The sequence below is a fragment of the Pseudomonas sp. NPDC096950 genome (assembly GCF_044762525.1).
GTDB lineage: Bacteria > Pseudomonadota > Gammaproteobacteria > Pseudomonadales > Pseudomonadaceae > Aquipseudomonas.
Genome location: NZ_JBIWEL010000013.1, coordinates 56,436 through 78,735 on the forward strand (window position 1 = coordinate 56,436; position 22,300 = coordinate 78,735).

Consider the following 22,300-nt stretch of genomic DNA (forward strand, 5'->3'; position numbering starts at 1 on the left):
TCAAGCAGAAGCTTTGTGAGCCGCGGCCTCTTGAGCCTTGGCGATTTCCTGGTTGCGCAAGATAAAGCGCTGCAATTTGCCGCTTGGGGTCTTCGGCAATTCGCTGACAAATTCGATTTCACGGGGGTACGAGTGCGCGGCCAGACGCTTGCGCACGTGTTGGCGCAGTTCTTCGGCCAGTTCCGGCGTGGCGCGGTATTGCTCGCAGATCACCACGAAGGCTTTCACCAGTTCGGTGCGCTCCGGGTCGGGTTTGCCGACCACTGCGGCTTCGATCACCGCCGGGTGCTCGATCAGCGCGCTTTCCACGTCGAACGGGCCGACGCGGTAGCCGGAGGTGGTGATCACATCGTCACTGCGGCCGACGAAACTGATGCTGCCGTCCGGGTTCCACTCGACGGTGTCGCCGCTCAGGTAATAGTTGCCGACGAAGGCTTTGGTCGGCGCGCCTTCGTAACCGTTGAACCAGCACATCGGCGACTGGGTGCGGTCGATGGCCAGGATGCCGGGATGACCGACGCCGAGTTCTTTGTACTCGTCATCCAGCACCACGATGCGATGGCCCGGCGAGGCAAAACCGGCGGTGCCCATGTGGATCGGATGCTCCAGGCCATGGTGGTTGCACAGCACCATGCCGAGTTCGGTCTGGCCGTAATGGTCGTGGATCACCACGCCAAGGTTGTCGGCGAACCAGCGAATCACTTCCGGGTTCAGCGGCTCACCGGCGCTGCTGACGATGCGCAGTTTGCCCTTGATCGACTTGGCGAATTCGTCGCCCCCGGCAATCAACAGACGGTAAGCCGTCGGCGAGCCGGTCAGGTTGGTGATGTTGTATTTGTTGATCACCCGGCACGTGCTTTCGAGGGTGAACGGGCCATCGTAGAACGTGATCGGATGCCCCATCGACATCGGCCCGGTGACGCCGAAATAGATGCCGTAGGCCCAACCCGGATCGGCGACGTTCCAGAACGCATCTTCCGGGCGCAAATCCACGGCGTCGCGGGTGTAGCTCTGGAAGGCGACAATGGCCTTGAGCGGCACCGACAGCGCTTTCGACGGGCCGGTGGTGCCCGAGGTGAACATCAACAGGAACGGGTCTTCACCGGTCAGCAACACCGGTTCGCACTCAGGGGAATAATTGGGCAGTTCGGCCCAGAAACTGTAGTCGCCCCGGACGATGCCCTGCCCTTTGGCGCCGCCGACGGTGACGATGGTCGGGCAATCGGCGACTTCCGCGAGTTTCGAGCGATTGACGGCATCGGTCACGACGACTTTGGCGCCGGAGCTGCTCAAGCGGTGTTCGATGGCTTTCGGGCCGAACGCGGTGAACAGCGGCTGATAGACCGCGCCGATGCGCCAAGTGGCGAACACGGTGATCAGCAATTCGATGTTACGCGGCAGCAGGCCGGCGACTTTGTCGCCCTTTTGCACGCCCTGGGCGAGGAGGAAATTGGCCAGACGCGCGGCTTTGTCCTGCAAATCCGTGAAGGTGTACGCCGCACTGGCGCCATCGCGCCCTTCCCAGAACAGCGCAATGCGACCCGGCAATGCATGACGGTCGCAACATTCGACGCAGGCGTTAAGCGCCGTCAAATCGCCGGCGAGCGCGGCATCCACGGTGTGCTGGTAATCGAACTGTGAAGTGGCAGACAAGTAATCGCGCATTGCCAGAATCCCTCTGTATTTTTATTAGGTTGGGGGAACCGTAATCAACACAGGAATACTCGCGCTGCGCGGGGTGTGGGGCAATGGTCAAAGCTATCAAGTTGTTTGACTGGTTTGGCCAAGATCCAGGAGATGTGTTGTTTGGCCTGGCCTCTTCGCGAGCAAGCCCGCTCCCACAGGGGATATTGGTGTGAGATAGATAGTGTTCACACTACAGAACCAATGTGGGAGCGGGCTTGCTCGCGAAGGCGTCAGGCGAATCAACGCAAAGTCCGGATTAACTCGCCTCGTTAAGAATCAAACTCCGATAATGCCCCGGATTCGTCCCCGACCACTTGCGAAACGCCTTATAGAACGAACTCGCATCGGCAAACCCCAACCGCGCCGCAATCTCGGCAAAGCTGATCGCCGGTTCTGCCAGCCAGACAATCGCCAGTTCCTTGCGCACGCTGTCTTTCAAACCCTGCCAGGTCTGCCCTTCTTCCGCCAAGCGTCGGCGCAGGGTCGAGGCGGACATGCACAGTTGCTGCGCCAGGGCCTCGGTTTCCGGCCATTGTTCGGCGGGCAGTTGCCGCAGATCGTGTTTGATCCGACTCGCAAGGCTTTCCGGGTCGCGGTATTTGACCAGGATGTTGGCCGGCGCATGGGCCAGGAAGCGCTTGAGTTCTTCCGGGCTGCGCTTGATCGGCAAGTCCAGGCAATCGGCAGCGAAAATCATCCGCGTGCGCGGTCGGTCGAAGCGCAGGTTCTCGGAAAACATCACCTGATAGTCATCGCAAAAGTCCGGCGCCGGACAGCGCAGTTCGATGGCCAGGATCGGAATCCGCCGCCCCGCCAGCCAGCAGGCGACACCGTGAACAATCATCCAGTAAGTGAAATAGGTGAAGGCCCGACGCGGTTCCTGATCGTCTTCGAGCAAAACGATTTCCGCCAGGCTTTGCTGGCGCACCAGTTGCGCGGGCAGGTGTTCGAGCATCAGCGACAGAAAGGCCAGGCCCGAGGTGAGACCCGCGGCGAGATTCGGCTGGACAATGGCGCAACGGCACAGAAACTCAAGGCTGCCGGACTTGAGCTGGCGCGGGTCCATGCCGAAAAACTCATCGTCTCCGCGCCGGGCCAGCAGACGCCACAACCGTGCGTAGGCGGTGGCCGGGACCCGGGCGTCGGCCGCGTTCAGCAACGCCGGATCGATACCGACCTTGTGCAACACCTCTTCGGTGGCCGCGCCAGGCGCACAGCTTTGCAACAGCGCTTCACGCACCAGTTGGATGGCGATGGTGTCTTTTTCCGACATTGCGCGGGGTGAGCCCTGTTCTTGTGCAAGTGGCGGGCATATTAGCCCAGCGCAGAGCCCCTGTGGGAGCGAGCCTGCTCGCGAAAGCGGTGGATCAGTCAGCGATGATGTTGAATGTTAAGACGCCTTCGCGAGCAGGCTCGCTCCCACAAGGGATTGGGGTGATCTTTTGGGTCGTTCAGCTCAAGTTCAGCTAAAGTCAACCGATGGCATGTGAGAATGAGTGTCATTATGTTACATATTAGCAACCTAACTAACTCGACACGGTGCTGAATGCTTGTTCCTTTTTTGATCATGCTGCGCGAAGGCATTGAAGCGGCGTTGATCGTCGGCATTATCGCCAGCTACCTCAAGCAAACCGGTCGCGGCCAGTGGATGCCCGCCGTGTGGATTGGCGTGTTTCTCGCCGCAGCGCTGGCCCTGTTGGTCGGCGGTGGCCTGGAGTTGATGAGCGCCGAGTTCCCGCAAAAGCAACAGGAACTGTTCGAAGGCATCGTCGGTCTGGTCGCCGTCGGTATCCTCAGTTCGATGGTGTTCTGGATGCGCAAAGTGGCGCGTTCGATCAAGCATTCCCTGCACGTTTCCCTCGATCACGCACTGGCCGGCTCCAAGCATCAGGTCACTGCGCTGATCGCCATGGTGTTTTTTGCCGTGGCCCGGGAAGGTCTGGAAACCGTGTTTTTCCTGCTGGCGGTGTTCCAGCAAAGCGAAGGCCCGGCGGCACCGATTGGCGCCCTGCTCGGCCTGATCCTGGCGATCATCGTCGGCTTCCTGATCTACACCGGCAGCATGCGCCTGAACCTCGGCGCGTTCTTCCGCTGGACCGGCCTGTTCATCCTCGTCGTCGCCGCCGGCATCCTCTCCAACTCGGTGCAGGCGCTGCATGAAGCGGGCGTCTGGAATCACCTGCAAACCGTGCTCTTCGACTTCAGCGCCACGCTACCGATGGATGGCCCATTGGGCTCGGTGCTGGCCGGCATGTTTGGTTACCAGGACGCACCGACCGTCAGCACCCTCGGCGCGTATCTGATTTATCTGGTGGTGGCGCTGGTGATGTTCTTCCTCCCGGCCGCCGCGCCCGTCAAGCAATCTTCTTCCGTTTCCAGCCAGTAAGGGCTTTCATGTCAACGCCTAATCCTCCCGTGGCTTCCCCTCCCCGCGCGTTGCGCTGGGCGGTGGCCGGTTCGGTGATCGTGATGATCGCGGCCGGTGGCCTGTTCTACTACGCGTCGAAAATGGCCGCCGAAAAGCGCCAGACCAACCATGACGAAGTGGTGGTGAACATCCACCCTAAAAGTTGCGAACCGAATGCGCTTACCGTCCCGGCCGGCCACGCGAGTTTTCGCATCGTCAACCGCTCCGACCGGGCGGTTGAATGGGAAATCCTCGACGGTGTGCTGGTGGTCGAAGAACGGGAAAATATCGCCCCAGGACTGAGCCAGGTGATCAACGCCAACCTCGCGCCCGGCGACTACGCGATCACTTGCGGCTTGCTGAGCAACCCGCGTGGCACCTTGCACGTGACCCCGACGGCTGCGTCTGACGCAGCAGCGAAGGCCCGGCCATCGATGGTGGCGTTCATTGGTCCGCTGTCGGAATTCCGCGTGTACCTGAGCAGCCAAAGCAGCGCGCTGATCAAAGCCGTGACGGCCCTGAAGCAGGCGATTGAAGCCGGCGACCTGGCCCAGGCCCAAGCGCTTTATGTGCCAGCCCGTGCGGCCTATCAACGGATCGCCCCGGCCGCGCAACGCCTGGCCGAGCTGGACAACGCCGTCAACGCCCGCGCCGATTACTTTGAAAAACGCGAACAGGATTCGGCCTTCAGCGGCTTCCATCGCCTCGAATATGCGCTGTTCCAGCAACGCAAACTCGACGCCCTGACGCCGGTGGCCATGCAGTTGATCATCGACATCACCACGCTCAAACAGCAATTGCTCGCTCAGTCCCTGCCGCCGGAGCAACTGGTGAGCATTGTGGTGCGCAACCTCAACAGCATCGCCGACGTGCGCGCCAGCAGCGGTGAAGAAGAACGCTACAGCCACACCGACCTGAATGGTTTTGCCTCCAACCTCGACGCGGCGCGCAAGGTTGTCGACCTGTTGCGGCCATTGCTGAGCAAGTCCGCCGTCGAGTTGCTGCCGAAAATCGACAGCGCCATCGCTGCTTTCGACGCTGAACTCAACGGCTTCAAGGTCAAGGACGGCTACGCCAGCTACGACACGGTCAGTGCCGAGCAACGCAAACAGATCGCCGACAAGGCCAAGGCCCTGGCCGCCGTACTCGACGAAATCGATCCAACCCTTGGCCTTTCCGGCCTGTAAGCAGAAGACGACATTTAGATGAAAGACTTAGAACAGTTTTCCGCCCAGCGTCGCCGTGTCTTGATGGGCATGGGCGCCGCCGGTGTCGCGTTGGCCGGCAGCGCTCTGAGCTGCCCGGCGATGGCCGCTTCCAGCCAGGTGACCGAAGCGCCGAGCAGCGAAAAAACCGAAGACCGCCACACCTTTTACGGCAAGCACCAGACCGGCATCGTCACCCCGCGCCCGGCGTCGGGGATGTTGGTGTCCTTTGATGTGCTGGCCAGCGACCGTGATGACTTGGAGCGCTTGTTCCGCACCCTCAACGAGCGCATTTCGTTCCTGATGAAGGGCGGCGCGGTGGCCCAGGTCGATCCGAAATTGCCGCCCGTGGATTCGGGGATTCTCGGCCCGGTGGTCACGCCGGATAACCTGACGATTACCGTGTCGGTGGGCGAGTCGCTGTTCGACGAACGCTTCGGACTGGCCAACGCCAAACCCAAGCGGCTGATCCGCATGGTCGGTTTCCCCAACGATGCCCTGGAAGCGGATTGCTGCCACGGCGACTTGAGCTTGCAGTTCTGTTCCAACACCACCGACACCAACATCCACGCCTTGCGCGACATCGTGAAAAACCTGCCGGACCTGCTGCTGGTGCGCTGGAAACAGGAAGGCAGCGTGCCGCCGCAAGCCCCGGCGAAACCGGGTGTGCCGGCGCAAAGTGCGCGCAACTTCCTGGGTTTTCGCGATGGCTCGGCCAACCCCGATTCCAACGACGCCAAGTCCATGGACAGCATTGTCTGGGTACAACCGGGCAGCGATGAGCCGGCGTGGGCGGCGAATGGCAGCTATCAAGCGGTGCGGATCATCCGCAATTTTGTTGAGCGCTGGGACCGCACGCCATTGCAGGAACAGGAAAGCATCCTCGGCCGGGTCAAGAGCACCGGCGCGCCGATGGGCGGCGAGCATGAATCCCAGGTCCCGGACTACGCCAAAGACCCGGAAGGCAAGCTGACCAAGCTCGACGCGCACATTCGCCTGGCCAACCCGCGCACCGCGCAAACCCAGGCCAACCTGATCCTGCGCCGTCCGTTCAACTATTCCAACGGCGTGAACAAGAACGGCCAGCTGGAAATGGGCCTGCTGTTCATCTGCTACCAAGCCGACCTGGAAAAAGGCTTCATCACCGTCCAGACCCGCCTCAACGGCGAGCCGCTGGAGGAATACCTCAAGCCGGTGGGCGGCGGTTACTTCTTCACCTTGCCGGGTGTGACGGGCGACAAGGATTTCATCGGTCGCTCGCTGCTCAACGCTACACAACCCACGACAAACACATAACAACCCCCAACACGGAACCGTCCCATGAAAAAGTCGCCACTCGCATTAATGCTGACCCTTGGCTTGCTCAATACCCCGTTTTCAGCTTTCGCGGCGACGGCGCCGCTGGATCTGGTGGGCCCGGTTTCGGACTACAAGATCTACGTCACCGAACAACTGGACCAACTGGGCGAGCACACCCAACAGTTCACCGACGCCGTGAAAAAAGGCGACCTGGCCACCGCGCAAAAACTCTACGCACCGACCCGCGTGTTCTATGAGTCGATCGAGCCGATTGCCGAGCTGTTCAGTGACCTGGACGCGTCCATCGACTCCCGTGTCGACGACCACGAAAAAGGCGTGAAAGCCGACGACTTCACCGGTTTCCACCGCATCGAGTACACGTTGTTCTCGGAAAAGAGCACCCAGGGCCTGGGCGAACTGGCGGACAAACTGAATGGCGACGTGAAGGACCTGCAAACCCGCGTGGCCGGCCTGACCTTCCCACCTGAAAAAGTGGTTGGCGGCGCCGCTGCCCTGCTCGAAGAAGTCGCGGCCACCAAGATCTCCGGTGAAGAAGACCGTTACAGCCACACCGACCTTTATGACTTCCAGGGCAACATCGACGGCGCGAAGAAAATCGTCGACCTGTTCCACCCGCAGATCGAGAAGCAGGACAAAGCCTTTATCGCCAAGGTCGACAAGAACTTTGCGACCGTGGACAAGATCCTGGCCAAGTACAAAACCAAGGATGGCGGTTTCGAAACTTACGACAAAGTGAAAGAAGCTGACCGTAAGGCGCTGGTTGGCCCGGTGAATACCTTGGCGGAAGATTTGTCGACGTTGCGTGGGAAGCTCGGTTTGAACTGAGCTTTGTAGCGTTTGGGCTGTCCCCTTCGCGAGCAAGCCCGCTCCCACACTGGATTTGTGATCTACACAAAACCTATGTGGGAGCGGGCTTGCTCGCGAAGGCATTCTTACAATCACCACAGCATCAAGGCTGTGTGTTAACCCTCACAACATCCGATAGAGCAACCGCTCAATCCGCACCCGACTCACCCGCTTGAGAAACTTGGCCACCGCCCCCGGGTATTCCGGCAGGGTTTCCAGGTCCAGGTAACGCGCGACGCGCTGGGTGTTCTCAAAAATCTCCGCCAGTTCCTTGCGCCGCGGCGCCTGCAACTCGTTTTTCGGGTCATCGATCAACAACGCGTTTTCCAGGTCGAGACGGAACGCCCGCGGGTTGAGGTTGTTGCCGGTCAGCAAGGTGTAGCGCTCGTCGACCCACATGCCCTTGAGGTGATAGGTGTTGTCACCGTCACGCCACAAGTGCAGGTTCAACTGGCCGCTGTCGATGTTCTGCTGATGACGCTTGGCGAAGCGGCGCAGGCTGATCTCGTAGAGATACGGCAGCGCGGCGATCACCTTGAACGGCTCGCTCGGCGGGATGTAGAAGTCGTTGGCGGTCTTGTCGCCAACGATGATGTCGATCTTCACCCCACGGGCCAGGGCCCGGTTGATTTCCCGGGTCACTTGCAGCGGCAGGTTGAAATACGGCGTGCAGATGGTCAACTGATGCTGGGCGCTGGCGATGAGTTCGCAGATCACCCGGCTCAGCGGGTTGTTCTTGCCCACACCGAGCAACGGACTGACCGACAGGCCACCCTTGGCGGCGGTGCCGGCCGTGGTGTCGTAGGTCGCGTGCTTGAGGCGGCTGCGCAGGTCGCCGATGTCGTTGCGCAGGCTGCGGGTGGTCGGCAGGTTCGGCAAGTCGAGGCGATGCACCGCTTTGGAGGCGATCAAGCCATGCTGGACCAGGTGCTGCATGGAATCGGCCAGCGCGCTGTTCTGCAGCAGGTGATAACGGTCGTAGCGGTACTTGTCGAATTTGTGCAGATAGACGTTGTTCAGGCTCGCGCCGCTGTAGATCACACAATCGTCGATCACAAAACCTTTCAGGTGCAGCACGCCGAACAACTCGCGGGTCTGCACCGGCACGCCGTACACCGGCACTTCGCTGGCATGGGTGCGGGTCATTTCCTGATACCAGGCCGAGTTGCCCGGCTGCTTGCCGGCACCGATCAAGCCGCGCTGTGCGCGCAACCAGTCGACGACCACCACCACGTCCAGTTCCGGACGCGCCAGTTTGGCGGCGTGCAAGGCATCGAGGATTTCCTGGCCGGCTTCGTCCTGTTGCAGGTACAGCGCGACGATATAAATGCGCTGGGTGGCCTGGGCGATTTTTTCCAGCAGGCAACGACGGTATTCGGCGGCGCCGGACAGAATGGTGACGGCATCGGCGGTCAGCGGAAAACTGCGCAGTTTGGGCAGCAGAGAGCGTTTGAAAAGCGACGGCATAAGGCTCGCAAAAAGGTCGAATCCGAAGAACCCGAGAGCTTACACCATGGATTGCCTTGGGTCTTGCTGGCGTCTTTGATGGCCCCTTCGCGAGCAAGCCCGCTCCCACATTTGAAATGCATTCCCCTGTGGGAGCGGGCTTGCTCGCGAAGACAATTTAACAGGCGCTACAAAAATCCTGTTGACCAAGGAGAACGATCGTTCTACTGTTTGCCACATGAACGAAATCACTAGCAACGACACACGCGACATCATTCTGGATGTCACCGAAAAGTTGATCTACAAAAGTGGCATCGCCGCCACGGGCATGGATCTTCTGGTGAAAACCGCCGGCGTCTCCAGAAAAAGTATCTACCGCTACTTCGCCAACAAGGAGGAGCTCGTCGTCGCGGCCCTGCAACGCCGGGACGTGCGCTGGATGAACTGGTACAGGACCGAAGTCGACAAGGCCGCGACCCCGGCCGACCGCTTGCTCAGCCTGTTTACCGTGCTCACGACCTGGTTCGGCTCCGAAGGCTTCCGCGGCTGCGCCTTCATTAACACCAGCGGCGAAACCGGCGACCCGCAAGACCCGGTTCGCCTGGTCGCCAAGGACCACAAACAGAAACTGCTCGACTACGTGTGCGAGCTTTGCACCGAACATGGCGCCACCGACCCGCAGGCACTGGCCAAACAGCTGCTGATCCTGATCGAGGGTGCCATTACCGTAGCGCTTGTGATGGGTGATCACAGTGCCGCCGATAATGCGCAATGCATGGCGCGAAAGTTATTGGACCTGTAACTGCTTAATCAAGCTCGACACTGTGTTTTAACTTTACTTTGATAAGGAGACATTCAAATGTCATCTAATGCCGAAGTTCGTCCGCCGTTGCCGCCGTTCACCCGTGAATCGGCGATTGAAAAAGTTCGCCTGGCCGAAGACGGCTGGAACTCCCGCGACCCGGAGCGCGTGTCGCTGGCTTATACCCTGGACACCAAGTGGCGTAACCGCGCCGAATTCGCCTACAACCGCGAAGAAGCCAAGGGTTTCCTGACCCGCAAATGGGCCAAGGAACTGGATTACCGGCTGATCAAGGAACTCTGGGCCTTCACCGGCAACCGCATCGCCGTGCGCTACGCCTATGAATGGCACGACGACTCGGGCAACTGGTTCCGCTCCTACGGCAATGAAAACTGGGAGTTTGACGAGAACGGCTTGATGGCCAATCGTTTTGCCTGCATCAACGATATGCCGATCAAGGAAAGCGAGCGCAAATTCCATTGGCCGCTGGGGCGTCGTCCGGATGATCATCCGGGGTTGTCGGACCTCGGCCTGTAAGTTCGCACAAACCTGATGTGGGAGCGGGCTTGCTCGCGAAGAGGCCGTGTCAGTCGACATCATCGTTGACTGACACACTGCTTTCGCGAGCAAGCCCGCTCCCACAAGGGTTTTGTGGTGACAAGGGGATTTGTGGTGTCTAGGCGACTGCGGCGGTCTGTTTGTTGAGCGCTTTCGCCTCCAGCTCCCGCACCAACGGCAACACGCGCTTGCCGAAATACTCCACCTCTTCCTGGAAGTGCAGGAACCCCGCCAGCACCAGATCCACCCCCACTGCTTTCAACGCCACAATCCGCTCGGCAATCTGCTGCGGCGTGCCGATCAGGTTGGTCTTGAAGCCGTCGTTGTACTGCACCAGATCCTCAAACGTCGACTTGGCCCAGTTGCCTTCCCCTTCTGGCGACGCCCTGCCCGCCTGCTTCGCCGCATCACCGAACGCATTCACCGCTTCCGGGTCGGCCTGGTCGATGATTTGCGCCAGGACCGCGCGGGCTTCTTCTTCGGTGTCGCGGGCAATGACGAACGCGTTCACCCCAACCTTCACTGAATGATTGTTCGCCGCAGCTTTGGTCCGAATGTCATCGACCTGGGCCTTGATGCCTTCCGGGGTGTTGCCGTTGGTGAAGTACCAATCCGAGACTCGCGCCGCCATGTCCCGGGCTGCACGGGAGCTGCCGCCCTGGAAGATTTCCGGCTGGCCCAGTGGCTTGGGCTTGAGGCTGTAATTGTCGAAGCGGTAGAAATCGCCCCGGAAAGTGAAATTGTCCTGGCTCCAGATGCCCTTGAGCGAACGAATGAATTCTTCGGAACGGCGATAGCGTTCGTCGTGCTCCAGCCAGTGTTCGCCAATGGCCTGGAATTCGCCTTTGAACCAGCCGCTGACGATGTTCACTGCTACCCGGCCATTGGTGAGTTGATCGATGGTCGCCAGTTGTTTGGCCGCCAGCGCCGGTTGCCACGGGCCGGGCAAAATCGCGGCGATGACTTTGAGTGTGGTGGTGGCCGCCAGCAGCGCGTGGCTGAAGGCCACGGATTCATGCTGGAACTCGGCACCGTAACCAGCGGTGAAACGAATCTGGGTCAGGGCGTATTCGAACCCTGCCTCTTCGGCCAGTTGCGCCAGTTTGCGGTTGTAATCGATGCCCCAGTGGGTGCGCTGCTCGATCTTGCTGACCACCAGCCCGCCGCTGACGTTCGGTACCCAGTAGGCAAATTTGACGGCTTGCTGACTCATTGGCTTGTCCTCAGGACTGTTGGGAAGTCTTTGGACAAGAGCAGCAACCGTGCCAGCGCCGAATTGCGCGGGTGATACGGCAGTCTCAAGCCTGGCGAGATCCTTGTGGGAGCGGGCTTGCTCGCGAATGCGGAGTGTCAGCCAGCGAAGATGTTGAATGTCATGCCGCCTTCGCGAGCAAGCCCACTCCCACAGGGATTTGGCGGTGTCAGGGGCAATTTGCTGCTGCGCTGTTGGTGCAGCAACAGTTCAAACCACACCTGAATCCACAAACCTCCCGTAAACCATGGCCCGCAAGCTTCGGCATGGACCGTGCAATCGCCCCAGTCTCTACTGCCGATCCCAGGAACTGTGCCATGACCGAACACCAGGTAATCAATCCTCTCTCCACCGGTACTGACTATGAAGCGTTGGCGGCGCGATTCCGGCCGATCTTCCAGCGCATCGCCGCCGGTGCCGTTGAACGCGAACAGTCCCGCAACCTGCCCTACGAACCGATCCAGTGGCTCAAGGAAGCGGGTTTCGGCGCCGTACGCGTGCCCGTGGAATATGGCGGAGGCGGCGCATCGGTGCCGCAGTTGTTCGAACTGCTGATCGAACTGGCCGAAGCCGATTCCAACGTGCCCCAGGCCTTGCGCGGGCATTTCGCTTTCGCTGAAGACCGCCTCAACGCCGCACCCGGTCCGGCGCGGGACGTCTGGTTCAAACGCTTTGTCGCCGGTGACATCGTCGGTTGCGCCTGGACTGAAATCGGCAGCGTCACCATTGGTGATGTGGTCACCAAAGTTTCGCCCCACGGCGATCAATGGCGGCTCAATGGAGAGAAGTTCTACAGCACCGGCAGCATTTTTTCCGACTGGATCGACGTCTACGCCCAGCGCAGTGACACCGGTGGCGACGTGATTGCCGCCGTGCGCACCCGCCAGCCCGGCATTGTGCAGAGCGATGACTGGGACGGGTTCGGCCAGCGCACTACTGGCAGCGGGACTTCGCGGTTTGTCGATGCCGAAGTGGACGCTGAAAACATCATCGACTTCGCCACCCGCTTCAAATACCAGACTGCGTTCTATCAACTGGTGCTGCTGGCGACCCTGGCCGGTATCGGCCGCGCGGCGTTGCGCGATGTGGCGCAGCAGGTGCGCGAACGCAAACGCATCTACAGCCATGGCAATGCGCCGCATGTGAGTCAGGATGCGCAGGTGCAGCAAGTGGTCGGTGAGATTGCGGCGTTGGTGTATGCGGCCGAGGCCAGCGCTTTGAAGGCGGCGCAACCGGCGCAACGGGCTTATGAAGCGCGGTTTTCGGGCGATGACGCTTTAGAACAAGCGGCCAATGTCGCGGCGGAAATCGAATCGGCCACGGCTCAGGTGGTGGTGACCGAGCTGATTCAGCGCGCCACCAGTGAATTGTTCAATGCGTTGGGGGCTTCGGATATTCGCCAGGGGAAATCCCTTGATCGGCATTGGCGTAACGCGCGGACGGTGTCGTCGCACAATCCGGTGATCTACAAATCGCGGATTATTGGGGATTGGGTGGTTAACGGGACAGAGCCACCGTTTGTTTGGCAGATCGGGAATGGACCTGAGCGTAAGTGATGTGTCGTCAGGGATGACGCCTTCGCGAGCAAGCCCGCTCCCACATTTTGAAATGCGTTCCCCTGTGGGAGCGGGCTTGCTCGCGAAAGCGCCAGACGGGTCGCCGCAGAAGTTGGATGTGGGTAAGATGTGAGCCCTTCCCGCAGCCCACCTTCGGCGCCCCGCCGAATAAGCCGATTCCATGCCTTTCGAACTCAGCGTTGACCTCACCACCCTGGCCATTCTGGCCGTTGTCGCTTTCATTGCCGGTTTCATCGACGCCATCGCCGGCGGTGGTGGCTTGCTCACCACCCCGGCGCTGCTGACCGCCGGCTTGCCGCCGCACCTGGTGCTCGGCACTAACAAGTTGAGTTCGACCTTCGGCTCGGCCACCGCCAGTTTCACGTTCTACCGCCGCAAGCTGTTCCATCCCAAGCAGTGGGTCCACGCCATCATCGGCACGTTGGTTGGCGCGCTGACCGGTGCGGTAGTCGCCCACTACCTGCCCGCCGAATGGCTGAACAAGATGCTGCCGGTGATCGTCTTCGCCTGCGGCGTGTACCTGTTGTTCGGTGGCACGCCGAAAGCGCCGCTGGACAGCAACGCACCGATCAAGAAAAAGTGGCAATCGACCCAAGGCTTCAGCCTCGGCTTCTACGACGGCGTGGCCGGTCCCGGCACGGGTGCGTTCTGGACCGTCAGCAGCATGCTCATGTACCCCATCGACCTGGTGAAGGCCAGCGGCGTGGCCCGCAGCATGAACTTCGTCAGCAACATTGCGGCGCTGTCGGTGTTCGTGTTTTCCGGGCAGGTGGACTGGATCATCGGCCTGAGCATGGGCCTGTCGGTGATGGTTGGCGCGTTCTTCGGCGCTCGCTCCGCCATCAGCGGCGGAGCGAAGTTCATTCGCCCGGTGTTCATCACCGTGGTGCTGGGTTTGACCGTTCGCCTAGCCTGGCAGCACTGGTTCAGCGTGGCCTAAGCGCCGCGCCAGGTAGACATCGATCAGGTAACGGGCAATCGAGCGCGATGCCGGCAACGGCGGCATCGCGTGGATGTTGAACCACTGGGCGTCTTCGATCTCGTCTTCCTGACAGACGATCTCGCCACCCGCATATTCCGCGTGGAAACCCAGCATCATCGAATGCGGGAACGGCCAGCACTGGCTGCCCATGTACTGGATGTTCTTGACCTCGATCTGCACCTCTTCGCGGACCTCGCGAATCAGGCAATCCTCGGCCGACTCGCCCGGCTCGGCAAACCCCGCCAAGGTGCTGTAGACACCGGTGACGAAACGCGGTGAACGCGCCAGCAGCACTTCATCGCCACGGGTCACCAGCACGATCATGCTCGGCGAAATCCGCGGGTAATAACGGATATCGCACGGCTCGCAGTACATCGCCCGCTCACGGGGAACCTGATGCGTCGCTTGCCCGCAGTTACCGCAAAAACGGTGCTCGCGGTACCAGGTGCCGATCTGCGCGGCGTAACCGAGCACCTTGTAGACGGTGTGATCGCCTTCCAGCATGAACGCTCGCAGGCCCTTCCAGTTGCAGCCCGGTACTTCGCCGGGGCTGCGCAATTCCAGCAGGTAGACCGGCTCGCCATCGAGGTGGCCGATGCCGTGTTCGGCAAGGATCGACAGGTCCTGGCGCTTGAGCCATTCCCGGGGGAACAGCGCGCCGTTGTCATCGAACAGAAAGCCTTCAGGGCTGCGTGCCACGGCCCAGCCGCCGGGTTGATCGGTGTCCAGTACTGCGGTGGTCCAGCGTGAAATCATGGTTAATCAGTCCAGAAATTCGGGTTTCTGTTTGCTCATATGGGCGGCCATGGCCACGCGCAAATCGGTGGATTGCAGCATGGCGGCGTTCCAGGTGGCGACGTATTCGAGGCCGTCGTCGATGCGATGGTCGCGCATGTAGCTGATCATCTCTTTGGTGCCGGTGATAGCGATCGGCGACTTGCCGGCGATCTCGCGGGCAATGCCCATCACGCCGTCGAGCAGGCTGTCACGGTCGCTGTAGACCCGATTGACCAGGCCCATGCCGCGCGCTTCCTCGGCCCCAAAGTTGCGACCAGTGTAAGCCAGTTCACGCAGCATGCCGTCACCGATGATCCGCGGCAAGCGTTGCAGTGTGCCGACGTCGGCCGCCATGCCGATGTCGATTTCCTTGATCGAGAATTGCGCGTCTTCAGCGGCGTAGCGCATGTCGCACGCGGCGATCAGGTCGATAGCGCCGCCCAGGCAGTAACCCTGGATCGCTGCAAGCACCGGTTTGCGGCAGTTGTCGACGGCATTGAACGAGGCTTGCAGGGCGAGGATCTTGCGCCGCAGCAGGCGCGCATTGCGCCCGACGTCCTTGCCCAGTTCATTGGCCACACCGGCGAGCATCATCAGGTCGATACCCGAGGAAAAGTGCTTGCCGGCACCGCTCAGGACCACCACCCGCACTTCGTCGGTGTCGTCGATCCATTGGAAAATCTCGATGATCTCGCTCCAGAACGCGGCGTTCATCGAGTTGATCTTTTCCGGGCGGTTGATCTGCACATGGGCGATTTTGTCGGCGAGTTCGACGGTGAACGCGGTGTACTGAGACATGGCAGTGATCCTTTACCGGGCAGAAAATGAGGCCCGAACTATAACAAGGCATCGCTGTGGGGAGTAAGGCAGTGGTTCGGCCAAATGCGGGACTCGCTTATGGTTTTGTGTTGTCTGGCCTGGCCCCTTCGCGAGCAGGCTCGCTCCCACATTTGGAATGCATTCCCCTGTGGGAGCGAGCCTGCTCGCGAATATCCGCAACACCGCACATCTAACCGCCCTTCACCGCCACAAACGCCGCCGTCACATAAGGCACAGTAATCACATCCTTACCCCGCAACTCCGGCTCACTTTCAATCAACGCTTTCATCTGCGCATCCACCGCATCCCGCTGCGCCTGGGGCAACGCCGCGATAAAACTGGTGGACCTCACCCGATTGAAAATCACATCCTCCGGCGACCCTGTATGCCCATGGCCGAAATGCTGAGCCTGCAACGGCCCGAATGCCTTGTGCGGAAACGCCAGGCGCCAGGCTCCGGTGTAGTAGCGCGGGGTATCGCCTTCCAGGGCGTTGACGATCGCGTCCAGCTTCGGTACCCAACTCACTCGGGTATCGCGCAGGTTCCACACCAGGCCCAACTTGCCGCCCGGTTTGAGCACCCGGGCGATTTCGCTGAGGGCTTCGGGGCTGGCGAACCAGTGAAAGGCCTGGGCGCAGATCACCACGTCCACCGAGGCATTCGGCAGCGGCAAATCGGTGGCGGTGCCGCCGACCGCCAAGACGTCGGGATAAGCGGCGGACAACTTGTCGAGCATCTCTGGCACCGGCTCGACGGCAATCACCTGCGCCCCGGTAGCCACCAGGCGTCCAGTGAACTTGCCGGTGCCGGCACCGAGGTCGATCACGGTTTTGTCGTCATTGAGCCCCAACGTGCCAGTCAGCCACTCGGCGACTTGCGGCGGATAATCCGGGCGGCCGCGCACGTAGGTGTCGGCCCCGGTTTTGTAGCCATCGGCGGCAGCATGGTGAATGTGTTCTCTCATGGCAGTTCTCCCGATCCACAGCGATGATTGCGAGCATAGCGTCTGGACCTGAACGGCCCCTGCAAAGATCTCAAGAAAGAAATGAATAATTGTTCACACAGCGGTGTTCACTTGCCACCGCCCATGAGGATTACCCATGAACCGCCTGAACGCCGATTCGCCGACCCGTTACGACCGCCTTACTATGAGCCTGCATTGGCTGACCGCCGCGCTGGTCATTTTCATGTTCGCCAGCGCGCAAATCTGGGAACAACTGGCCAAAGGCACGCCGCTGCGCAAGGGTTTGCAGTCGGTGCACATTTCCTGCGGGATTTTGCTGGCGGTGATTGTCATCGGTCGGCTGCTCTGGCGCCTGTCCAGCGGTCGTCGTTTGCCGCCGGCCAATCGAGGTGTGATGAACATTGCGGCGAAAACCGCGCATCTGGCGCTGTATCTGCTGCTGTTGAGCCAGATTGTGCTGGGTTTTCTGTTTCGCTGGGCCCAGGCCGAACCGTTCAACTTCTTCGGCCTGTTTGATGTCCCAACCTTGATGACCTTTGATAAAAGCATGAGGTCGGTATTCGGCGGCCTGCATGAAAACGTGGCTTGGGCCATTGTGATTCTGGCGGGGCTGCACGCGGTGATGGCACTGGTTCATCATTACGGCCTGCGGGACGGTACATTGCGCCGGATGCTGCCGGGGCGCGATACAAACTGAAGCGAATAAAACACCGGGGCCGGGTGTTCTATGGATATCTGCCCCCGAATGCTGTTTTCCCTGTAAATGGAGTTTCGCAAATGCAAATCCGTTTCGCGGTGTTCACCGCCCCGCTGCTGCTGGTCGCGGCGTTATCGAGTTCGATGGCGTTTGCCAATGGTGACGACGACGCGCCGGCCAAACCCAATTGCCCCAAAGGCCAGGTGTTCGACAGCAAGTCGAACAAGTGCGTGCTGCAAACCAGCAGCCTGGTGCCGGACGCCGATCGCACCGACTACGCCTATCGCCTGGCCAAGGACGGGCGTTACGAAGAAGCCCTCGCCCTGCTCGATACGCTGAAAAATCCAAACACCGCCAAAGCGCTCAACTATCGCGGCTACGCCACGCGTAAACTAGGCCGCACCGACGAAGGCATCGGCTATTACCTGCAATCGGTCAAACTCGACCCGCAGTATGCGCAAGTGCGCGAATACCTCGGCGAGGCGTATGTGATCAAAGGTCGGCTGGACCTGGCCCAGGAACAGTTGCAGCACATCAAATCGATCTGCGGCAGCACCTGCGAGGAATACCAGGACCTGGCCGAAGCCATCAACGACTCATCGAAAACCTGACACACCGAATGGATGGAGGTCGCTATCGCCAGCGATCAGGCAATACGAGCAGAGTTGGGCCAGCATCTGGCGCGGTTATGGCGCTACGGCTTGCTGCTGTCCCGACAACGGCATGTGGCTGAAGACTTGGTCCAGGCCACCTGCGTGCGTGCGTTGGAGCGGGCCGGGCAATACGAGCCCGGCACCCGCATGGACCGCTGGCTGCTGAGCATCTTGCACTCGATCTGGCTCAACGAAGTGCGGGCCCGGCGCGTGCGTCTGGGCCAGGGCCTGGTGAATGCCGACGAGGCGCTGTCGTTCGACGGCGAGCACGCGGCACAAACCCATGTGCTGGCCGCGCAGGTGATCCGGCGGGTCGATGCGCTGCCCGAAACCCAGCGTGAAACGGTGTACCTGGCCTATGTCGAAGGCTTGTCCTACCGCGAAGTGGCCGATGTGCTGCAGGTGCCCATCGGCACGGTCATGAGCCGACTGGCCACCGCGCGCCTGAAACTCGCGGAGTACCCGCCCCTGCATGCCGTACCGAACCCAACCACGGGAGAACGTCGATGAACGACCACTCACGACCGACAATACCGTCGGATGAACAGTTGGTGGCCTACCTCGACGACCAGCTCGACACCGAGCAGCGCACTGAAATCGACGCCGCCATCAACGAAGACCCGACACTCAGCCTGCGCCTGCAATGGCTGGCCCGCAGCAACCTGCCGTTCAAGGCCGCCTACGACGAACTGGGTCAGCAAGCGCCGCTGGATCGCCTGCAAGCGATGCTCGACACCTTGCCCAGCCCTGCCCGTCCGGCCCTGAACCGGCGCTGGTTCCTCGCGGCGGCTGCCGGTCTGGTGCTGAGCAGTGTGGTGGCGGACCGGTTGTTCCTCGGCTGGCAGTCGAGCCAGCAGAAAAGCAACTGGCGTGGGCTGGTGGCCGACTATATGTCGCTCTACGTGCCGCAAACCCTGGAGCATTTACCCAGCGACGAGTCGACCCAGCGCGCGCAATTGCGCACCATCGACAGCCGTTTGGGCCTGAACCTCGCGCCGGCAAAACTGGCCTTGCCGCGCCTGGAGCTAAAGCGTGCGCAAATCCTCGAATACGACGGCGTGCCCATCGCCCAGATTACCTACCTCGACCCGACCCACGGCCCGATGGCGCTGTGTGTCACCCGCTCCAACAAGGGCAGCCGGCCGTTTGCCCAGGAACGCCGACACAACATGAACGTCGTGTACTGGGCGGACATGGAGCACGCCTGGATGCTGATCGGGCACAGCTCCATGGCGGATCTTGAGGACATGGCCAAGGTTTTAAGAGGTCGGCTGAGCGCATAACCGGAATCCTCACTATGCTTGGCACCTGACTTCCAAGGAGGAACCCACCCATGCCACATCCCTCGCTCCACCCTTCCCGCACGGCCCTGCTGGTGATCGACGTGCAGAACGACTTCATCCCCGGCGGCCAACTGGCGGTGCCCGAAGGCGACGTGATCGTGCCCTTGATCAATCGCCTCGGCGGCCAGTTCAAACAGGTGGTCATTGCCCAGGACTGGCATCCGGCCGAGCATGCCTCGTTTGCCTCTAGCCACCCGCATCGCAAACCCTACGATGTGATTCAACTGCCCTACGGCAAGCAGACGCTGTGGCCAGAGCATTGCGTGCGCGGCACTCACGGCGCCGAGTTGCATGCGGAGCTGGATTTGCCCCATGCGCAACTGATCATCCGCAAGGGCTGCAATCCGGATATCGACAGTTATTCGGCGTTTCTGGAGGCCGATCGCACGACCACCACCGGATTGGCCGGGTACTTGAAGGAACGGGGAATCGACACGGTTTACCTGGTCGGACTGGCGCTGGATTTTTGCGTGATGTTTTCGGCGCTGGATGCGCGGGCGGCGGGGTTCAATGCGTTTGTGGTGCTGGATGCGTGCCGGGCGATTGATCTGGATGGCTCGCTGACGGCGGCGATTGAGCGGATGCAGGTGGCTGGTGTTGGATTGATTCAATCCCCGGCGATACTCGCCTGACACTGCACGATCTGTAGCAGCTGGCGGAGCCTGCGTTCGGCTGCGAAGCAGTCGTAAAATCATGCGGCGCGGTGCTTCAGGAAGACCGTATGCTCAGGTTTGGCGACTGCTGCGCAGCCGAACGCAGGCTTCGCCAGCTGCTACAGAAGCGATGAGCGCCCTGTGTCAGGCGGGTGTCGGCAACCACAACCTGAAACGCGCCCCACCCAACGGCGAAGCCTCAACCGTCAGCGTCCCGCCCTGGGCTTCGAGGGCGCGGCGGCTGATTGCCAATCCGAGGCCGAAACCACCCGTAGCCCGATCCCGACTCCGATCCAACCGATAAAACGGCTCAAATATCCGCTCCCGCTCGTCCTCCGGAATACCGATCCCGTCGTCATCCACCCAGATCTCGCAGCCCTTCGGGCACACCTGCACGCCAATCTGAATGCGTTTCTCGCAGTAGCGCATCGCATTGCGCAGCAGGTTTTGCAGGGCACGCGCGGTCAGGCGTGGATCAAGGGTGAAGCGCTCAAGCTGACCATGCAGCAGCACATCGATGACGATTTCCGGCGATTCCAGTTCTTCATCAACACTGCCGAGAATGCTGTCGATGAATTCATCCAGCGACACTTCAACCCGCTCCGGCAACCGTGCCGGGTTTTGCAGGCGGCTGTAGGACAGCAATTCCAGCACCAACTCATCCAGCTCACGAATGTGCGCAACCAGGCCTTGCAGGCGTTCGCGGCTCGGCGCCGGCATGTCGTCGGAGAGCGCCAGGGCCAGGCCGAAATCCAGGCGGGTCAGCGGCGTACGCAGTTCGTGGGACACCGCGTTGAGCAAGTCCCGTTGCTGGTTGAGGAGGTTTTCGATGTCACCGGCCATGGTGTCGAACACATTGGCCAAGCTGCCAATGTTTGAGCTTTGGGAGATCTGCGTGCGTTCACTCAAGTGACCTTTGCCGAAGCGTTCGGCGGTACCCTTGAGCCGTTCGAGGTCGCGCCAGTGCGGTCGCAACCACAGCAAGAGGCACGCGAGCATGGTCGCGCCGATCAGCACGTTGATGCTCCAGTACAACAGATTGACGTCCAGCGGGTCCGGCGGCACCACCATTTGCACCACCGTCCGCTCGTTCAACGGTGCCACCGCCAGGGTGCGCCAGCCCCAGTCGCCGATGCGCACGACGTTCTCGCCGCGCTGCAAGCGTTCACGCTCATCGAGGGTGAAATCGGCGTCATTGTTGCCGCTCAGCACGATGTGCAGCGGCTGGAATTCCTTGTCCATTTCCGCCGCCAGCGCCGGCCACTGCGCCTCTGGGATCCCGTGAAACTGTTTGACGATCAAGGTCTGCAAGCCACGGGAGTAATCGAGGTTGTAGGTGACAAAGCGTTCATGGAACAGCTTGATCACCACATCCGGCACCAGGTAGATCGCCGCGCTATAGGAAACGATCGTCACCAGGTACAGGCGAAAGAGGATTCTGAACATCGACTCAGCATTCCCACTCGGAGCGGCTGAACAAGTAGCCCTTGCCCCACACGGTCTTGATCTTGCGCGCCTCACCGGCGTGGTCGTCGAACTTACGGCGCAGCTTGGAAATCGCCACGTCCACCGAGCGATCGGTGCCGTTGAATTCGATGCCGCGCAGGCGTTGCAGGATCTGGTCGCGGCTCAGCACTTCGCCGGCATGTCGGGCCAGCACCACCAGCAGGTTGTATTCGCCGCTGGACAGTTCCACCAATTGCTCGCGCCAGGTCACGGTGCGCTCGGACAGGTCGATGCACAGGTTGCCCATCAGGATGCGGTCGTTGGCGGTCTGCGGTTCGCCGAGGCTGCTGCGGCGCAACAAGGTGCGGACCCGGGCCAGCAGGACGCGCGGCTCGCAGGGCTTGGTGACATAGTCGTCGGCGCCCATTTCCAGGCCCAGAACCTGGTCGTGGCTGTCGTCACGGGCGGTGAGCATCAGGATCGGCAGCGTGGCCGAGTCGGTCCTGAGCAAGCGGCAGACTTGCAGGCCGTCGAGCCCCGGCAGCATCAGGTCGAGGATCACCAGGTCCGGCGGATTGACCCGCGCGCGTTCGCGCACATGATCGCCGCGGCTGATCACGCTGACGGAATAGCCGTTGCGTTCCAGGTAGCTGGAAATCAGTTCGGAGAGCGCGGTGTCGTCTTCGACCAGGAGGATGTTGGGCATGGGGTGTTTCCAAAAAGTGCGGTGGCGTTTGGTAGACCGCTTTCGCGAGCATGCCCGCTCCCACAATGGATTGGCTGTGAACACAGGTTTTGTGAACAGCGCCGATCAACTGTGGGAGCGGGCTTGCTCGCGAAAGCGGCATAACAGTCGCAAAAGTAATC

Annotated in this window: 22 protein-coding genes; 13 read left to right on the plus strand and 9 right to left on the minus strand. The window is 60.9% G+C overall.

Annotation, left to right across the window (positions count from 1 at the left end; translation table 11 throughout):
- Both ACIQY3_RS19950 and ACIQY3_RS19955 read right to left on the minus strand, forming a co-directional pair.
- Entirely contained in the window at window positions 1–1,665 is a 1,665-nt protein-coding gene (locus ACIQY3_RS19950) for an AMP-binding protein (RefSeq protein WP_403022453.1), read from the minus strand.
- A 277-nt stretch (window positions 1,666–1,942) separates the two neighbouring features.
- Window positions 1,943–2,959 (minus strand): AraC family transcriptional regulator, encoded by a 1,017-nt coding sequence (locus ACIQY3_RS19955; RefSeq protein WP_403022455.1) that lies wholly within the window; start codon window positions 2,957–2,959, stop codon window positions 1,943–1,945.
- Between the two features lie 273 nt (window positions 2,960–3,232).
- Between ACIQY3_RS19955 and efeU the strand changes: the two genes are divergently transcribed.
- Genes efeU through efeO (ACIQY3_RS19975) form a run of 4 tightly spaced genes read left to right on the plus strand, consistent with a single transcriptional unit; the run spans window position 3,233 to window position 7,443 of the window.
- Complete coding sequence (gene efeU / locus ACIQY3_RS19960) at window positions 3,233–4,072, plus strand: iron uptake transporter permease EfeU (RefSeq protein WP_403022457.1); 840 nt, start codon at window positions 3,233–3,235, stop codon at window positions 4,070–4,072.
- Between the two features lie 8 nt (window positions 4,073–4,080).
- Window positions 4,081–5,280 carry an iron uptake system protein EfeO gene (efeO, locus tag ACIQY3_RS19965; protein WP_403022459.1) on the plus strand — a complete coding sequence of 400 codons (1,200 nt, stop codon included), beginning with the start codon at window positions 4,081–4,083 and terminating at the stop codon, window positions 5,278–5,280.
- An 18-nt stretch (window positions 5,281–5,298) separates the two neighbouring features.
- Window positions 5,299–6,594 (plus strand): iron uptake transporter deferrochelatase/peroxidase subunit, encoded by a 1,296-nt coding sequence (efeB, locus tag ACIQY3_RS19970; RefSeq protein WP_403022461.1) that lies wholly within the window; start codon window positions 5,299–5,301, stop codon window positions 6,592–6,594.
- Window positions 6,595–6,618: 24 nt separating this feature from the next.
- A complete protein-coding gene (gene efeO / locus ACIQY3_RS19975; protein WP_403022463.1) occupies window positions 6,619–7,443 on the plus strand; it encodes an iron uptake system protein EfeO in 825 nt (274 codons plus the stop codon).
- A 144-nt stretch (window positions 7,444–7,587) separates the two neighbouring features.
- Here the strand turns inward: efeO (ACIQY3_RS19975) and pssA are convergent, their stop codons facing one another.
- Window positions 7,588–8,931: a CDP-diacylglycerol--serine O-phosphatidyltransferase gene (gene pssA / locus ACIQY3_RS19980; protein WP_403022465.1), complete on the minus strand. Its 1,344-nt coding sequence runs from the start codon at window positions 8,929–8,931 to the stop codon at window positions 7,588–7,590.
- 217 nt (window positions 8,932–9,148) lie between these two features.
- Between pssA and ACIQY3_RS19985 the strand changes: the two genes are divergently transcribed.
- Both ACIQY3_RS19985 and ACIQY3_RS19990 read left to right on the plus strand, forming a co-directional pair.
- A complete protein-coding gene (locus ACIQY3_RS19985; RefSeq protein ID WP_403022467.1) occupies window positions 9,149–9,712 on the plus strand; it encodes a TetR/AcrR family transcriptional regulator in 564 nt (187 codons plus the stop codon).
- Between the two features lie 57 nt (window positions 9,713–9,769).
- The gene (locus ACIQY3_RS19990) at window positions 9,770–10,249 is read left to right on the plus strand and encodes a nuclear transport factor 2 family protein (RefSeq protein ID WP_054045802.1); all 480 of its coding nucleotides are present in this window, start codon (window positions 9,770–9,772) and stop codon (window positions 10,247–10,249) included.
- A gap of 139 nt (window positions 10,250–10,388) precedes the next feature.
- Here ACIQY3_RS19990 and sfnG read toward each other — a convergent pair whose 3' ends face one another.
- A complete protein-coding gene (gene sfnG, locus ACIQY3_RS19995) occupies window positions 10,389–11,483 on the minus strand; it encodes a dimethylsulfone monooxygenase SfnG (protein ID WP_403022469.1) in 1,095 nt (364 codons plus the stop codon).
- Window positions 11,484–11,839: 356 nt separating this feature from the next.
- Here sfnG and ACIQY3_RS20000 point away from each other — a divergent pair, with 356 nt between their 5' ends.
- A complete protein-coding gene (locus tag ACIQY3_RS20000; RefSeq protein WP_403022471.1) occupies window positions 11,840–13,078 on the plus strand; it encodes an acyl-CoA dehydrogenase family protein in 1,239 nt (412 codons plus the stop codon).
- A gap of 181 nt (window positions 13,079–13,259) precedes the next feature.
- The gene (locus tag ACIQY3_RS20005) at window positions 13,260–14,039 is read left to right on the plus strand and encodes a TSUP family transporter (RefSeq protein ID WP_403022473.1); all 780 of its coding nucleotides are present in this window, start codon (window positions 13,260–13,262) and stop codon (window positions 14,037–14,039) included.
- Here the strand turns inward: ACIQY3_RS20005 and nudC are convergent.
- The 3 genes from nudC to ACIQY3_RS20020 all read right to left on the minus strand — a co-directional run bounded on the left by nudC (window position 14,007) and on the right by ACIQY3_RS20020 (window position 16,641).
- On the minus strand, window positions 14,007–14,837 hold the full coding sequence (gene nudC / locus ACIQY3_RS20010; protein ID WP_403022475.1) for an NAD(+) diphosphatase: 831 nt from the start codon (window positions 14,835–14,837) through the stop codon (window positions 14,007–14,009). The two genes, ACIQY3_RS20005 and nudC, sit on opposite strands and share 33 nt — an antisense overlap.
- 6 nt (window positions 14,838–14,843) lie before the next feature.
- Entirely contained in the window at window positions 14,844–15,656 is an 813-nt protein-coding gene (locus ACIQY3_RS20015; RefSeq protein WP_123508252.1) for a crotonase/enoyl-CoA hydratase family protein, read from the minus strand.
- 211 nt (window positions 15,657–15,867) lie between these two features.
- A complete protein-coding gene (locus ACIQY3_RS20020; RefSeq protein ID WP_403022478.1) occupies window positions 15,868–16,641 on the minus strand; it encodes a class I SAM-dependent methyltransferase in 774 nt (257 codons plus the stop codon).
- 136 nt (window positions 16,642–16,777) lie between these two features.
- On the opposite strand from ACIQY3_RS20020, the gene ACIQY3_RS20025 reads away from it, so the two are divergent.
- From ACIQY3_RS20025 to pncA, 5 genes are all read left to right on the plus strand, one after another.
- On the plus strand, window positions 16,778–17,338 hold the full coding sequence (locus ACIQY3_RS20025; RefSeq protein WP_403022480.1) for a cytochrome b: 561 nt from the start codon (window positions 16,778–16,780) through the stop codon (window positions 17,336–17,338).
- 80 nt (window positions 17,339–17,418) lie between these two features.
- Window positions 17,419–17,949, plus strand: a complete 531-nt coding sequence (locus ACIQY3_RS20030; protein ID WP_403022482.1) for a tetratricopeptide repeat protein — start codon at window positions 17,419–17,421, stop codon at window positions 17,947–17,949.
- Between the two features lie 12 nt (window positions 17,950–17,961).
- Window positions 17,962–18,501: an RNA polymerase sigma factor gene (locus ACIQY3_RS20035; protein ID WP_082356791.1), complete on the plus strand. Its 540-nt coding sequence runs from the start codon at window positions 17,962–17,964 to the stop codon at window positions 18,499–18,501.
- Window positions 18,498–19,274, plus strand: a complete 777-nt coding sequence (locus tag ACIQY3_RS20040; protein ID WP_403022484.1) for an anti-sigma factor family protein — start codon at window positions 18,498–18,500, stop codon at window positions 19,272–19,274. Before ACIQY3_RS20035 ends, ACIQY3_RS20040 begins: the two co-directional genes overlap by 4 nt.
- A gap of 50 nt (window positions 19,275–19,324) precedes the next feature.
- Window positions 19,325–19,966, plus strand: coding sequence for a bifunctional nicotinamidase/pyrazinamidase (pncA, locus tag ACIQY3_RS20045; RefSeq protein WP_403022486.1), 642 nt, complete (start codon window positions 19,325–19,327; stop codon window positions 19,964–19,966).
- 165 nt (window positions 19,967–20,131) lie between these two features.
- On the opposite strand, the gene ACIQY3_RS20050 is transcribed toward pncA, so the two are convergent.
- Both ACIQY3_RS20050 and ACIQY3_RS20055 read right to left on the minus strand, forming a co-directional pair.
- The gene (locus tag ACIQY3_RS20050; RefSeq protein WP_403022489.1) at window positions 20,132–21,433 is read right to left on the minus strand and encodes an ATP-binding protein; all 1,302 of its coding nucleotides are present in this window, start codon (window positions 21,431–21,433) and stop codon (window positions 20,132–20,134) included.
- A gap of 4 nt (window positions 21,434–21,437) precedes the next feature.
- Entirely contained in the window at window positions 21,438–22,139 is a 702-nt protein-coding gene (locus tag ACIQY3_RS20055) for a response regulator (RefSeq protein WP_403022492.1), read from the minus strand.
- Window positions 22,140–22,300: the final 161 nt, after the last annotated feature.

Coding starts and splice junctions, on each gene's coding strand:
- ACIQY3_RS19950 (WP_403022453.1), bottom strand. CDS start 1,665: ATGCGCGATTACTTGTCTGCCACTTCACAGTTCGATTACCAGCACACC.
- ACIQY3_RS19955 (WP_403022455.1), bottom strand. CDS start 2,959: ATGTCGGAAAAAGACACCATCGCCATCCAACTGGTGCGTGAAGCGCTG.
- efeU (WP_403022457.1), top strand. CDS start 3,233: ATGCTTGTTCCTTTTTTGATCATGCTGCGCGAAGGCATTGAAGCGGCG.
- efeO (WP_403022459.1), top strand. CDS start 4,081: ATGTCAACGCCTAATCCTCCCGTGGCTTCCCCTCCCCGCGCGTTGCGC.
- efeB (WP_403022461.1), top strand. CDS start 5,299: ATGAAAGACTTAGAACAGTTTTCCGCCCAGCGTCGCCGTGTCTTGATG.
- efeO (WP_403022463.1), top strand. CDS start 6,619: ATGAAAAAGTCGCCACTCGCATTAATGCTGACCCTTGGCTTGCTCAAT.
- pssA (WP_403022465.1), bottom strand. CDS start 8,931: ATGCCGTCGCTTTTCAAACGCTCTCTGCTGCCCAAACTGCGCAGTTTT.
- ACIQY3_RS19985 (WP_403022467.1), top strand. CDS start 9,149: ATGAACGAAATCACTAGCAACGACACACGCGACATCATTCTGGATGTC.
- ACIQY3_RS19990 (WP_054045802.1), top strand. CDS start 9,770: ATGTCATCTAATGCCGAAGTTCGTCCGCCGTTGCCGCCGTTCACCCGT.
- sfnG (WP_403022469.1), bottom strand. CDS start 11,483: ATGAGTCAGCAAGCCGTCAAATTTGCCTACTGGGTACCGAACGTCAGC.
- ACIQY3_RS20000 (WP_403022471.1), top strand. CDS start 11,840: ATGACCGAACACCAGGTAATCAATCCTCTCTCCACCGGTACTGACTAT.
- ACIQY3_RS20005 (WP_403022473.1), top strand. CDS start 13,260: ATGCCTTTCGAACTCAGCGTTGACCTCACCACCCTGGCCATTCTGGCC.
- nudC (WP_403022475.1), bottom strand. CDS start 14,837: ATGATTTCACGCTGGACCACCGCAGTACTGGACACCGATCAACCCGGC.
- ACIQY3_RS20015 (WP_123508252.1), bottom strand. CDS start 15,656: ATGTCTCAGTACACCGCGTTCACCGTCGAACTCGCCGACAAAATCGCC.
- ACIQY3_RS20020 (WP_403022478.1), bottom strand. CDS start 16,641: ATGAGAGAACACATTCACCATGCTGCCGCCGATGGCTACAAAACCGGG.
- ACIQY3_RS20025 (WP_403022480.1), top strand. CDS start 16,778: ATGAACCGCCTGAACGCCGATTCGCCGACCCGTTACGACCGCCTTACT.
- ACIQY3_RS20030 (WP_403022482.1), top strand. CDS start 17,419: ATGCAAATCCGTTTCGCGGTGTTCACCGCCCCGCTGCTGCTGGTCGCG.
- ACIQY3_RS20035 (WP_082356791.1), top strand. CDS start 17,962: ATGGAGGTCGCTATCGCCAGCGATCAGGCAATACGAGCAGAGTTGGGC.
- ACIQY3_RS20040 (WP_403022484.1), top strand. CDS start 18,498: ATGAACGACCACTCACGACCGACAATACCGTCGGATGAACAGTTGGTG.
- pncA (WP_403022486.1), top strand. CDS start 19,325: ATGCCACATCCCTCGCTCCACCCTTCCCGCACGGCCCTGCTGGTGATC.
- ACIQY3_RS20050 (WP_403022489.1), bottom strand. CDS start 21,433: ATGTTCAGAATCCTCTTTCGCCTGTACCTGGTGACGATCGTTTCCTAT.
- ACIQY3_RS20055 (WP_403022492.1), bottom strand. CDS start 22,139: ATGCCCAACATCCTCCTGGTCGAAGACGACACCGCGCTCTCCGAACTG.